Source organism: Paenibacillus sp. PAMC21692 (genome assembly GCF_014303795.1).
In the GTDB taxonomy this organism is placed as follows: Bacteria; Bacillota; Bacilli; order Paenibacillales; family Paenibacillaceae; genus Pristimantibacillus; species Pristimantibacillus agaridevorans.
This window is the reverse complement of sequence record NZ_CP060293.1, coordinates 7,668,961-7,682,234: the sequence shown is the minus strand read 5'-3', so window position 1 is coordinate 7,682,234 and position 13,274 is coordinate 7,668,961. Positions and strand designations below refer to the sequence as shown.

Annotated in this window: 9 protein-coding genes; 7 read left to right on the top strand and 2 right to left on the bottom strand. The window is 54.9% G+C overall.

The annotated features are described in order from the left end of the window. Nucleotides 1–134 precede the first annotated feature (134 nt). On the bottom strand, nt 135–1,346 hold the full coding sequence (locus H7F31_RS30655; protein WP_187101916.1) for an IS4 family transposase: 1,212 nt from the start codon (nt 1,344–1,346) through the stop codon (nt 135–137). Nucleotides 1,347–1,978: 632 nt separating this feature from the next. Beyond that, the gene (locus tag H7F31_RS30650; protein ID WP_187101915.1) at nt 1,979–2,863 is read right to left on the bottom strand and encodes a pirin family protein; all 885 of its coding nucleotides are present in this window, start codon (nt 2,861–2,863) and stop codon (nt 1,979–1,981) included. Between the two features lie 208 nt (nt 2,864–3,071). On the opposite strand from H7F31_RS30650, the gene H7F31_RS30645 reads away from it, so the two are divergent. The 7 genes from H7F31_RS30645 (at nt 3,072) to H7F31_RS30615 (ending at nt 13,258) form a co-directional block, all read left to right on the top strand. Continuing rightward, complete coding sequence (locus H7F31_RS30645) at nt 3,072–5,042, top strand: glycoside hydrolase family 43 protein (protein ID WP_187101914.1); 1,971 nt, start codon at nt 3,072–3,074, stop codon at nt 5,040–5,042. A gap of 146 nt (nt 5,043–5,188) precedes the next feature. Next, on the top strand, nt 5,189–6,460 hold the full coding sequence (locus H7F31_RS30640; protein ID WP_187101913.1) for an ABC transporter substrate-binding protein: 1,272 nt from the start codon (nt 5,189–5,191) through the stop codon (nt 6,458–6,460). A gap of 104 nt (nt 6,461–6,564) precedes the next feature. Continuing rightward, nucleotides 6,565–7,464, top strand: a complete 900-nt coding sequence (locus H7F31_RS30635; RefSeq protein ID WP_187101912.1) for a carbohydrate ABC transporter permease — start codon at nt 6,565–6,567, stop codon at nt 7,462–7,464. 1 nt (nt 7,465) lies between these two features. Then, nucleotides 7,466–8,299 (top strand): carbohydrate ABC transporter permease, encoded by an 834-nt coding sequence (locus H7F31_RS30630; RefSeq protein ID WP_187101911.1) that lies wholly within the window; start codon nt 7,466–7,468, stop codon nt 8,297–8,299. Nucleotides 8,300–8,319: 20 nt separating this feature from the next. Continuing rightward, nucleotides 8,320–10,083 carry a family 43 glycosylhydrolase gene (locus tag H7F31_RS30625; protein WP_187101910.1) on the top strand — a complete coding sequence of 588 codons (1,764 nt, stop codon included), beginning with the start codon at nt 8,320–8,322 and terminating at the stop codon, nt 10,081–10,083. Between the two features lie 56 nt (nt 10,084–10,139). Further along, nucleotides 10,140–11,474: an ABC transporter substrate-binding protein gene (locus H7F31_RS30620; protein WP_187101909.1), complete on the top strand. Its 1,335-nt coding sequence runs from the start codon at nt 10,140–10,142 to the stop codon at nt 11,472–11,474. Next, entirely contained in the window at nt 11,471–13,258 is a 1,788-nt protein-coding gene (locus tag H7F31_RS30615; RefSeq protein ID WP_187101908.1) for a cache domain-containing sensor histidine kinase, read from the top strand. The genes H7F31_RS30620 and H7F31_RS30615 overlap by 4 nt, the downstream gene beginning before the upstream one ends. Nucleotides 13,259–13,274: the final 16 nt, after the last annotated feature.

The window sequence follows — 13,274 nt, the reverse complement described above, 5'->3', positions numbered from 1 at the left end:
AGCTCCACTAGCGTTGCATTAATGCTTCCACACTCACGTTGTAACACTACAACGTGCTGATTTTCACAAAGTTTTATGTTACCTGCAATTAAAAGACAGCTCCACCTAAGCGTAGGCTACCTTTCCAAAAAAAATTACCTATTTCTTTTCTTTGGCTGTTGTACTCGCACACCAGGCGTTTCCGTGGCTTCTCGCAGCTTAGGTGGACCCGTCTTTCGTTTGGTTACCTTACAGGCTTTTGGGATTCTGTGTACTTCTGTCAGAAAGGCCGACCACCTCTTCGTCGCATACAAGCGAATGAGTCGGAGAATATCCCATGTTGAATGCGTCGTATGGAGCTCACGTTTAACCAGATACGATAATCCGTATCCGACCAATGCTAGATAAATATGATTCCACACCGCGTCCGGTTGATAGCTGTAGAGTTTGGCGAACTTCAGATGCTGCTTCAGCCATTTAAAGAACAGTTCAATTAGCCAGCGATTGCGATAGACGTCCATCAGTTCTTCTGCAGGTAGGTCATGTCTGGTTGTTGCGATCCGATAAAACCGGCCTTGATCATCGTAGAACTCAATGAGGCGTAGTGGTGTTCTCATTTTAGTTTTAGGCTGGTTACCGAGGATAACCACGGCATCGCGAACGATGGTAGAGCGTTCACCCGTGGACGGTCTTTCGCTTTGAACCTCGGCGTAGTGATGATTCGCAAGCCGAATGACGAAATCGATTTTGTTCGTCACCCATTTCTCCATCCTGACATAACAAACGTAACCGCGATCCATGACATAAAGCACGTTGGGATCGACCACAACAAGATCATCCGACCCTGAAAAGTCGCTTATGTTGCCCGTGGAGGGCACGATATGGTCAGGATACGCGGTATGCTCATCGATAAACACCAAGCGAGTATGGACCTTTACACTGTTTTGTTTCTCCGTCACATACGCCCAATCGCCTAAGACAGGCGGCATGCGAAGGCTTGTGGAATCGACGATAGCCAACACGGGCTTCTTTCCCTTTAAAGAAGGTTTGATCGGCTCTCGAAGGGCATGCACCACGGCAGCAAACAAAGCTTGTGTAATCTCGACGGGCAGGCTATTCATGCGACGTGAAAGCTGAGACTTGCTGATGCTTTTCACTTGAAACTCAGCCTGAAACCCTTCATCCGAGCGAATAGCGCTTTCTATGGTACGAAGGGAGTCCCAGTTCAGCAATTGCCCGGTGATAAAAAGTTTGAGCAGCTGAACCGTTTTGAACTGTTTCCGGTAATCCAGAAAAGGGGCAACAAAATCTTGCAAAGGTAAAAGAGAAAGGCATTGACGAACGACCTGTTTATCCGATACACTCATTACGGCTACTCCTTTGTATTGGGTGTATGGATCGGTATCCTACCTCATTACAATGGAGTTTTTTTCATGCTTTGTCCATGAAAAAGGAACACAAAATTACAAAATTAGTTACTTTTAGAAAATTTATTTGCAGTGTAAGCTTTGATGCAACGCTAGTGGAAAAGCTCCCTTTAATCTGGATAAAACGGGCTATCGACTCGATTTAGAGGGAAAAACACCCTTTCTTCGGGGGGATTCTGCCCGAATCCAGCTTTTCGACCTGGATTAGTGGTAGGAATTCCCTCTAAAGCGCAAGCAAGGGCGTAGATGGGGATATTAGAGGGCGGTTTTCCACTTATTCCGAGAGAAGGGTGATCGAACAGACAAGAGCGACACTTTTGCCTTTTTTGGCGATAAATCTTCCTCTAAACGCGGACGCTCATCTTCGAACGGCCTCGATAGAGGATTATTTTCTCGAAACGAGCCGCGCCGCCAAAGGACGGCATAGCCGTTTCACCTTGAAAGAAAGGACCTCATCCACTTTACAGTGGAATCTGAGGTCCTTTCACGTATAAATCGGGATGTTCGGGACGGCCACATATCATGCGAACACCTTTAGACGGCTCTTCTTTCTGTAATGGAGGACCTTGCGATTAGAAATCGGCATTGCCCATTTTGCCAGCTTGGAAGTCCGCGTAGGCTTGAATGACTTCTTCGCGGGTGTTCATGACGAACGGCCCGTATTGGAACATCGGCTCGTCGATAGGCTCTCCGCCCAGCACGAGCACTAGCGTGTCGTCGCTCAAGGCTTCGATGGCGATGCCGCCTTCGGCATTGTCGAACAACACAAATGCGCCTTCGCCGACCTCGCGCTCGCCGTTAACTCTGGCGCTGCCGCGCAGGATGATGGCTCCCGTATTGTAGCCCGCCGGCAACTCGAATTCGGCGATGCCGCCTGCCTTAAAGGCGATGTCGAACAAAGTGATCGGCGTAAAGGTCTCTGCGGGACCGTGCGTGCCTTCGTATTCGCCTGCAATAATGCGAACCTCTCCGCCGTCATTCGGCAGGGCGACCCGGCCCATATTCGCTTTCAGCAGCTCCTGATATCTTGGAGGATGCATCTTGTGTTCGCGCGGAAGGTTAACCCAAAGCTGGATAAAGTGGAATACGCCTCCGCGTTTGGCGAATTCTCGTTCGTGGTATTCCTTATGCAGCAAGCCGGAGCCTGCCGTCATCCACTGGACATCCCCGGGACCGATGATGCCGTGATTGCCGTGGTTATCGTGATGCTCTACATAGCCCTCGTATGCAATGGAGACCGTTTCAAAGCCCCGGTGAGGATGCGCGCCGACGCCTCTGGCGGAATCGCTTGGCGGGAAATGGTAAGGCGCGTTGTAATCGAGCAGAATAAAGGGACTGATCCGCTCGCCGAGCTCGTTGCCGGAAGGGAAGTAGTTGGATACGCGGAAGCCGTCGCCGACCATATGGAATGGCGCGCCGCTGCGAACACTGTCGATAGGTCTATAAGTCGTTGTCATGTAGAACACGCTCCTTGGTTTGGGAATTAATCTTAATATTAATTATCTTGAATTAAAGGTATCATGTCGCAAGGTTGTTGTCAACCGGCGCGCGCATGACCTGTAAATATGTCCATAACGTCCAAAAAAGCGTTCACTTCCAAGCCCCGTCCAGTCCGCTATAATAAGCTTAAACCTAACCTATTATAATTGGAGGAATTATACCATCATGAACATGTATACAAATCCGCCGCTCGTCGTTAAAGACGAGAGCTTAAGAGATTCCGCAGCGTCGTCTGCTCCCGCTTACCATCCCGACCCGTACGTGCTCAAGTGGAACGGAAAATATTATGCGTATGCGACCGCCGAAGCAGGCGTTTCCTTGCTGACTTCCAAGGATATGAAGACGTGGACTTTTCAAGGATTCGCCTATCAGGAAGAGGGACGCAGCGGTTATTGGGCTCCTGCCGTCATGTACGATAACGGACAATTCTATCTTTATGTTTCCAATATGCCAAGCGGGGGAGACGACGTGCATCAACAATTTATGCGGGTCGCGGTATCTGAGAGTCCGGAAGGCCCGTTCGAATATCGGAAGACGTTGTTCGATACGTTCTCTATCGATGCGCATGTCGTGCGCGATACGGACGGAGGTTTCGTCTTGTTCTATTCTACGAACGAAACTTACGGTATCGATGCTCATCGGGCGGGGACGGTTATTCTGGCGGACAGGCTGCTGGATCCCTTAACGCCGGAGGGCAAGCCGAAGCTGATCGTCAGGCCTACGCTGGACGAAGAGGTATTTGCCGTAAATCGCTTCGGCGACGGAAGGAACTGGCATACGATTGAAGGCGCTTTTCATCTGAGAAGAGGCGCAAAACATTACGTTATGTATAGCGGCAACGCTTATACCAGTCCGTATTATTATGTCGGATACAGCACGGCGGATCATGCGGCGGATCATTCGTTGACGGAGCTCGAGTGGAGCAAGCATCCGGACGACGACACCTACGAGCCGCTGCTAAGGCAGAACGACAAGGTGGAAGGCGTTGGCCATAATAGCGTCGCAAAGGCGCCGAACAACGTCGACGACTGGATCGTCTATCATGGGCGCGAAGTACGCGGGGATGATGCGGCGGACGAGAAAGAACGAAGACAGCTGCGGATGGATCCGCTGCTGTGGCATGGGGACAGAATGATGGTGCCGGGACCGAGCTGGGAGGAAGTGCCTGCGCCCGCAATGCCCGCGTTCAGGGATCTGTTCGATCGTCCAAATACGGCAGAAGGCGTTGAGATCGGAAGCGGCTGGACAACCGATGGAGGAGAGTGGCGGATTGTCGGGGGCAGCCTGCTTCAAGCAAGCCAGTTCGGCATTAGCCGGGCATTTGTCGAGCCCTCCTATGCCCATGCGCTTTTCGAACTGAACGTACGCTGGGAGCGGAGCCACATGGGAGGTTTGTACGGTGCCGTGCTGCAAGCAGGGGACCAGGCAAGCCTCATCGAGGTGCTGTTCGACGCGGGCAAACGGACGATCGGCATCTACGAGACGGTGCGCGGCATTAGGCTGGAGCAGCGAAGCCGCGTTCTTCCGGTCGGATTCCGATTCGACGTATACCATCAGCTAGTGATTCGTACATCAGGAAACGCCGTCAAGGTGGAGCTGGACGGGGTGCAGACGTTGTCCGCCTCCTGTGCTTCTACAGTTGAGCGATACGGTCTCGTCACTCACTACACGTTCGCCTGCTTTGCCGGCATTTCGTTAACAGGTTGCTTGTCTTTCCTTGAGACTGGAGCGGCGGCTTGCTTGTCGGCTTGCGAAGTGTCGGCCGGCGATTGGAGCGCGGCAGGAACGGCGCTGATCGGCTGCCCAACCGCAGGATTAACGTCTCTCCGTCTTAACAACCCGTTTCCAGAAGAGGCGACAACCTGCCGCTTCGAGCTGGACGGGGGTTCCGCTAAGCTCGAGCTATCGCTTGTTTCGGCGAATGGCGAGGTCCGCTCCGTCATCCTCCATGACAATACGATTGTCGGAGGCTGCACGTGGTTTATCCGTCATGCGGGACAACGTCTGCACATCAGCATGGACGGCGAGACTGTGTTATCCGAGTCCGTACAAGGGGAAACATGGCGGTCGATCGCGGTGTCCTCGGAACGCAAGATCATATTGAGCCAATTGGAATGGACGGCGCTGGGATCCTAAAAAATTGTCCATAGTATACAAAAAGAAGACATTTTTTCGCCTTCCCCGCAAAGGTATGATGGGAACCAAGGTGAAACGGCCGCACTGTCCTTTGGAGGCGCAGCAAGTTTCATTGGGAGAATCATCTACAAGGGGGAAACGAAAGGATGAAAAAAGCTACAACTTGGTTATCCGTACTGACGGTATTCGCAATGGTCGCAACGGGCTGCAGCAATGGCGGCGATGCCGGAGGCAAGACGGAGAGCGCTTCGGGAGGCGACGGCAAGGGCAAGAAAACCGAGTTTTTGTTCTGGACGCCGTTCTCCGGAGCAGACGGCCCGTTTATGAAGGAGATCGTCGACAAATACAACGCTTCCCAGGACAGCTACAAGATCAACTTCGTTATCCAGCCCAACGGCGAATACTACAAGCAGCTTGACGTGGCGCTCAGCACGGGCAAGGAACGTCCGGATCTGATGATCATGCATCTGGATCAAATTCCGACTTACGTGAGCAAGGGACAACTGCAGGAGATGGATACGCTGGCGGGAGCTGCCGGTATTAACAAGACGGACTACGTGGAAGCCGCGGTCAATTACGCGACGATCGAAGATAAGCTGTACGGCATTCCGCTCGACATTCACCCGCTTGTTATGTATTACAACAAGGACCTGCTGGAAGCCGCGGGCATTACAAGCCCTCCGACCAATCGCGAGGAATTCGACGCGGCGGTCGAAAAGGCAACGAACAAGGACAAGGGCGTTTACGGCTATGTCGTACCTACGCTCTGGCCGCAGCAATTTATCTTCCCGACACTTGTGTGGCAGAACGGCGGCGAGCTGTGGAACGGTACCGATGTCGCGTATAATTCGCCCGAAGCGGTCGAAATGATCCAGTGGCTGCGCGGAATGGTCGACAAGGGCGTATCGCCGGGCAATGTACAGCAGGATGGAGAGAACACCTTGTTCCTCCAAGGCAAAAACGCCATTCAATTCAACGGTCCATGGATGAAATCGCAATTCGACGAAGCGGGTCTCAATTATGGCGTCGCGCCTGTGCCGCAAATCGGCAAGGCGAAGCAAGCCGTGTTTGGCGGTTCTCATAACTTCGCAATTCCGAAAGACGTAAAGGACGAGGGAATTATCGCCGGCATTGGCGACTTCCTCAAGTATGTTTCCTCCAATTCGCTGGAGTGGGCGGAATCCGGTCAAGCGCTTGCCGCCAAGCCGATGATCGAGAGCGCCGAATTCAAGGCGCTGCCGCAAAGCGCGATCGCGGACAGCTTCTCTTACGTGCAATTCGCGCCGAACGTGCTTAATTGGCCGACGATTTCCGAGCCGATCTGGGGCGAGCTGAACAACGCGCTGCTGGGCAAGAAGGATGCCCAGAAGGCGATGGACGACGCGGCGGCGAAGTCCAAGCAAGCGATCGGCAAGTAAGATAGACGACCGAAAGCGGGAAGGACGGAGCGGAGGCAAGGACTGGCTCCGTCCTTTCTTATGCGCACAAGAGACATGTCAGTAACGTTGGAGGGATTGCATTTATGAGAACGTCCTGGACGTCCAGGTTAACGTCTGCTTTATTCGGACTGCCGTATACGCTATGCTTCGCCATGTTCCTGCTGTTCCCGATCGGGTACGGCATCTATATCAGCCTACATGACTTCGAATTGTTGTCCGAGGAGCATCCGTTCGTCGGGCTTGCCAACTATATCGCGATTTTTTCGGGAGGAACTTACGAGAACAGCGTCTTCCTCCGAGGCCTCTGGGCGACGGCCCAGTTCGTGCTGTTTTCCGTGCCGCTGCTTATAGCGGTGGGGCTGGGGCTCGCGATGCTCGTCAACGTTTTGCCGGGCCGCATACGCGGGTTGTTCCGCACTTTCTACTTCATGCCTTACGCCATCTCCGCATCCGTTATGGCGGTGATTTGGCTCATGATGTTCGACACGAACGCCGGATTGATTAACAGCATGCTGATGAAGCTGGGCCTTGATACGATTCCGTGGCTGACGGATACGCCCTGGGCATGGGTATCGCTAATCGCGACGACGCTGTGGTGGACGATCGGGTTTAATATGATTATTTTCATCAACGCGCTTAACGAAGTGCCAGAGGACTATTATGAAGCCGCTTCTATAGACGGCGCGACGGCGTGGAGCAAGTTCGCTCACATTACATTGCCGTCGATTCGTCCCGTCATGCTGTTCGTCATGATTACCTCGACGATCGCTTCGTTTAACGTCTATGCGCAACCATTCCTGCTAACGCGCGGGGGGCCAGGCGATTCGACGAAGGTGCTCCTGATGAACGTGCTGGACCAGGCCTTCATTCGCAAAGAAATCGGCAGCGCGTCCGCGATGGCCATTATGATGGCGCTGCTCATCATGATCATTTCGGTCGTGCAATATAGGCTGACTTACGGAAGAAAGGAGAGTGGCGTCTAGGATGCAAGGAACGCGCAAGCTATTATTGATACTGCTGGCGACCGTCATCGCGGCCATCTTTTTGCTTCCCCTCGTCTGGATGCTCTCGACCTCGTTCAAGAACGACTTCGAGGCGCTGGCAGGACAGATGAACTTTATCCCGAAGAAGCCGACAATCGAAAATTATATGGAAGGACTGTCCGGCGAGCTGATGAACGTGCCGATCGTACGCTGGATTACGAACTCACTGTCGGTGGGCGTTATCGGCACGGCGATCGTGCTGCTGATTGACTCGATGGCTGCATTCGCGCTCGCTCGTCTGTCCGACCTGCCGTTCAAGCGAACGCTGTTCGCGATGTTTGTCGCATCGCTTATGATTCCGGGCGTGCTGACGTTTTTGCCGATGTATATGGAATTTAACGCGCTGGGACTGATCAATACGTATTCGGCACTGATCTTGCCTTATACCGCAGGCGCTTTCGGCGTCTTCCTGCTTTATCAATTTTTCATCTCCTTCCCCAAGGAGATCGAAGAGGCGGCCCGCATTGACGGGGCGAACAAGTGGCAGATCTATTCCCGCATTCTGCTGCCTGCGTCCGTTTCCATTATGGTCACGCTTGGCATCTTTACCTTCATGGGGATCTACAACGACTTCGTGTGGCCGCTGTACGCGACAACTTCGCCGGAGATGCGGACCATTACGGCCGGCATCGCTCTGATGGCGCAGGGCAGCTACACGCAGGCGTACGGCAAGCTGATGGCGATGACGACGATTGCGACGTTGCCTGTCTTGATCGTATTTATTTTGGGACAACGTTCGTTCGTCAGGGCGATTACGCAAGCCGGAGTGAAATAAGGGAAGGAGAGAGTATGCGGATGGGTCGAAGACGGGGATCGAAGAGCATATACTTCGGGCTGGGGGCGGTCTTGCTGACCGCCCTTGCCGCTATTTGGATAGGGACGGTGAACGGGTGGATGAACGATAATGATGAAGAAACGGTCCCGTACGCGGGGCATGGAGGGACATTCAAGAACGCGATTTCCGGGATGGATACGCCGGATCCCAGCGTGGTCTACAAAGACGGCTACTATTATATGACGTTTACGCATAACGGCGCGGACGTCATGGTCATGAAGTCGCGCACGCTGGACTTTAAGCACGCGGAGCGCAAGACGGTCTGGTATCCGCCGGTCAATACCGCCTATTCCGCCAACTTATGGGCCCCGGAGATTCAATATATACGCGGCAAGTGGTATATCTACTTCGCGGCCGACGACGGGGCGAACGAAAATCATCGGATGTACGCGCTGGAGGCGGATACCGATGATCCCATGGGAGAATATACCTTCAAAGGCCAAATTACGGATGAATCCAATCGCTGGGCGATAGACGGTCTCGTCATGGAGCATGAAGAGAAGCTGTATTTTGTATGGTCAGGCTGGGAGGCCGACGTCAACATCGCGCAGAACACCTATATCGCTCCGATGAGCGATCCGCTGACGATCAGCGGTCCGCGCGTGCTCCTGAGCGCTCCCGATCTGGAGTGGGAGCGGGCGGGAGGACCTCCTTACATCAACGAGGGACAGGCGATTCTGAGCAAAGACGGACGCGCGTTCCTCGCTTATTCGGGAGCGGGCAGCTGGACGCCGCATTACAGCATCGGGATTCTGGCGCTGGCGCCCGGCGGCAATCCTCTGGAACCGGCGGATTGGGAGAAATCCGCGCTGCCGCTTATGGCGATGGACGACGAAGCCGGCGTGTACGGCCCGGGACACAATTCGTTCGTGAAGTCGCCCGACGGCACGGAGGATTGGATCGTGTACCATGCGACGAGCGGCATTGCCGACGGCTGGAACAATCGGAAGGCGCGCGCGCAGCGCGTGTCATGGGGCGAGAATGGATTGCCGAGCTTCGGGCAACCGTTGTCGCCGGATACCGCGATTCCGGTTCCTTCCGGCAGCGGTATCTTCCTGGCCGAACACGCGGGAACGGCGGAAGGCGGCGGTCTGCTCTTCGACAGCTTGCCGCTGGGTGCCGGAGCCGCTCGGCAAGCGCCGCTGCTGCTGCATTATCGCAATGCGACCGGTGCTGACGCAGTCGTGCGGCTGGAAGCGACCGGCGGCGAGCCGGTAGAAGTCGCTCTGCCGGCGCCTGCAGGCGATGAGACCGGCTATGTCTACGCCGTTATCGGCTTTGCGGAGGGAAGCCGCAGCGTGGTCGCGACCATTCCGGATGGAGAGCTGCCGGAGGGCGTTCGCGTGACCGCGCTGGAAATTCCGCGTTATGAAGCGGAGTACGCGCAGGGCGGCGAAGGCATGGCTGCCGAAGATAATCCGTTCGCTTCGGGCACAGGGGTCATGAAGGGCGAGGGCGGCAAGCTTGCGTTCGAATCCGTCATTGTACCGGAGACGGCTCCATTTACGCTGCGGATCGCGGCAAGCAATCCATCGGCAAGCGAGATTGCCCTGCATGTGGAGACATCGGGCAGCGAGAAGGAGACCGTGCAGTTGCCGCCGACTGCCCGCAGCGAATACCCTGTTACGGAGCTCCGGCTGAAGTTGCGGAAAGGCGCCAATTCTATTACACTAAAGCCTGCCTCGGAAGGGGTATCTATTGATTATATCGACATCGTGCGATAGCGGTAAAACAAACGCGTACAATCATGAGCTGCCACAGCCGAAAGGGGTTCGAAGGGATGAGATCTGCGGGTTCAACAATAGATTGGCGAAGGCTTGCGGCATGTCTGCTTGCGGGAGGTTTGCTCGCGGGGACGTTGGCAGGCTGCGCGCGGAACGAGGCGCCTTCTCCGCAGCCCGAGCCCAAGCGCGACGTGATCCGCCTGGATTACTGGACCCCCTTCAGCGGCGGCGACAACCAGTTTATGACCGAGATGGTGGAGCAGTTCAATGCTCAGCAGGACGACATAACAATCGTGCAGACCAACACCAGGCTCGATGATTATTATTCGCGCCTTCGAACGGCGATACTGGCCGGCAATGCGCCCGATGTCGCAATCATTCATACGACGAGCATGCCGCAATTCGTCCAGAATGGTTACATCGAGAATCTGACGGAGTCGGCCCGGGAGGTCGGTCTTGACTGGAATGACTTTACCCCCCATATTCGCAAAGCAACGGAATATGACGGGAGCTCCTATGGCGTTCCGCTGGATACGCACGCGCTCGTTATGTATTACAATAAGTCGCATTTACGCGCGGCCGGCGTCCTTGACGAAACGACCGGGAGGCCGGTCATCGATCCGGGACCCGAAGGCTTCGCGGCATTTCTGGAGCGAATTCGCTCTGCTGTAGCTTCCGATGTGGCGCCGCTTGCGATGCCGAGTACGCGGATCGATTCCGTCTGGTTCTGGTGGAGCTTGTACAATCAGATGAACGGAGGCGGGACGTTCTACAGCGAATCCGGCATGCAGGCCAGGTTCGACAACGCCAAGGCGTTGGAGGCGCTGGAGTACGTCAACCATCTATATGCAACGGGTTTAATTCCGCCGGATATCAACGATTCCTTCAAATTGTTTCGCGATGGCAAGGCTGCCGTCATCATGCTCGGCATGTGGGGAACAGGCGCCTTCGAGCATGCGGAGTCGCTCGATTTCGGCGTAGTGCCGCTTCCCGTTCTATACGATCATTCCGCGGCCTGGGGAGATTCGCATACGCTGGCGATTCCGACCAAACACGGCATGACGGAGGAAAAACGCCATGCGGCATTGACCTTCTCGAGGTGGATGGTCGAGCACGGCGAACAATGGGCGCAAGCCGGTCATGTGCCCAGCATGACGAAGGTCGTGGAAAGCAAGGCGTTTACCGATCAGGAATATCGGGGCGATTATGCCGCCGTCGCCAATTATGTCGCTTATTGGCCGCGGCATGTAAAGCAATGGTCCGCGATCGAATTGTTAATTCAGGAGTTCGAGAAGATGAACTACAAGCAGCAGACGCCTAAGCAGACGCTTGAGAATGCGGTTAGGAAGGTAAATGCACTGGCGAGCGGACATGGGGAGAATGCGGAATGATCCGGAAGCTGACGCAAGGATTCCGGAACCAGGAGCTGGCGCGCAAGCTGATCTGGATCAACTGTCTGCTCGTGCTTGTTCCGCTCGCCGCTATGGGACTTTATACTTTCGGCAGCTTTGAGAAGGCGATGGAGAAAAACGTCGGCAGCTATCAACTGCAGACCGTCAAGCAGATTACGCTTAACATCGACACGTATATGAACGAATTAAACCGATTGACGCTGTCCCCCTACTCCAATAAGGATATCATGAGCTTTATCAGCTCGCGGCGGACGCTTGGACAGAGATTGGAATTGAAGGAGATCGAGGCGCTCAACCAATTCGTCTCGTCGATCTTTATCAATGGCCGAATCGATATAATGGGCATCTCGTTGTTCGGGGAGAAAGGGGCCTCGTACGTCGTACTTCCCGAGAGCCAATATGTGACGACGTATAAGCTGGATGAAAGCGCCGAGTGGCTCATGAAGGCCAAGGAGCGTTACGGGCAGCCGACCTTTATCACGACGCACGAGGTGCAGGCGACGAGCGGCATGTCGTATGAGGTGTTCTCGATCGCCCGCGAGCTTCGCAGCTTCGACACCGGCGAGACGCTAGGCTATATCGTGCTGGATATCGACCCGGCCTCCGTCCGCAAAATATTGCTGCAAGCCGACCCCGTCCGCAAGGAGTCCATGTATATCGTTGACGGAGGCGGCCAGCCGGTCATTACGCGGGACGAAGCGCCGGCAATCGCGGATCTCGGCTCCCCGCAAGGAGAAGGGATGCTTCATATTGACGGCGGAGATACGGAGAAGCTGCTTGTCGCATATGTAACCTCGGATATAACGGGCTGGACGACGGTAAGCGCCGTTCCGGTCCGGGAGCTGATGAAGGACAGTCTGATCGTCCGCAATTCCATCGCGCTTGCGGGTTTCATCTGCATCGGACTGGCGATGCTGATCTCCGTCTTTCTCGCGTTCCGTATAACGCTGCCGCTGCGCAAGCTGAGCCGGTTGATGCGAAAGGTCGAGCAAGGCGAACTCAACGTCTCGTTCCCCGTCACGTCGGCCGACGAGGTCGGTCAGCTGGGGAGCACGTTTAATACGATGGTGTCCAAGCTGAGCGAGCTTGGTTATCTGCTCTACGAGACGGAGATAAGGGAGAAGGATGCCCAGATAGCCGCGCTGCAGAGCAAGATCAATCCGCACTTCCTGTACAATACGCTGGGCTCCATCAGCATGTACGCCGAGCTTGAGGGGAACCGGGAAATCGTGACGATGGCGAACAATCTCGGCAAGCTGCTGCGCTATAGCCTGAGCAGCCGGAGGGAAGCCGTCACTTTGCAAGACGAGCTTGTGCACGTCAAAGGATATATGAGTATACAGAAGATCCGATACGAGGAGCGCATCGCGTTTGAGACCGACATCGACGAAGGGGCGCTTGGCTGCAAGGTCATTCCGCTCATTATTCAGCCCATCGTCGAAAATGCGATTAACCACGGCATCGACAAGGGTGTGGGCGAAGGCCGGATCAAAGTATCCGGACGGGAAGCGGAGGGCGTGCTGACGATCGTCGTGGAGGATGACGGCATCGGCCTCGGCACGGAGGAACTGAAGATGCTGCGCGAGCGGCTAAAGCATGCCAAGGATCTCGGAGGCAAGACGGGCAATGGACTGTTGAACGTGCATCGGCGAATCGAACTGCATTATGGCGAACCTTACGGTCTGGCTTTCGAGAGCATGCCGTATCAAGGGCTTCGGGTTATTATGACGCTGCCGGCCATGACCGACGGCGGAGAGCAATAGATCAGCGGGGGAGGAT

Coding starts and splice junctions, on each gene's coding strand:
- H7F31_RS30655 (WP_187101916.1), bottom strand. CDS start 1,346: ATGAGTGTATCGGATAAACAGGTCGTTCGTCAATGCCTTTCTCTTTTA.
- H7F31_RS30650 (WP_187101915.1), bottom strand. CDS start 2,863: ATGACAACGACTTATAGACCTATCGACAGTGTTCGCAGCGGCGCGCCA.
- H7F31_RS30645 (WP_187101914.1), top strand. CDS start 3,072: ATGAACATGTATACAAATCCGCCGCTCGTCGTTAAAGACGAGAGCTTA.
- H7F31_RS30640 (WP_187101913.1), top strand. CDS start 5,189: ATGAAAAAAGCTACAACTTGGTTATCCGTACTGACGGTATTCGCAATG.
- H7F31_RS30635 (WP_187101912.1), top strand. CDS start 6,565: ATGAGAACGTCCTGGACGTCCAGGTTAACGTCTGCTTTATTCGGACTG.
- H7F31_RS30630 (WP_187101911.1), top strand. CDS start 7,466: ATGCAAGGAACGCGCAAGCTATTATTGATACTGCTGGCGACCGTCATC.
- H7F31_RS30625 (WP_187101910.1), top strand. CDS start 8,320: ATGGGTCGAAGACGGGGATCGAAGAGCATATACTTCGGGCTGGGGGCG.
- H7F31_RS30620 (WP_187101909.1), top strand. CDS start 10,140: ATGAGATCTGCGGGTTCAACAATAGATTGGCGAAGGCTTGCGGCATGT.
- H7F31_RS30615 (WP_187101908.1), top strand. CDS start 11,471: ATGATCCGGAAGCTGACGCAAGGATTCCGGAACCAGGAGCTGGCGCGC.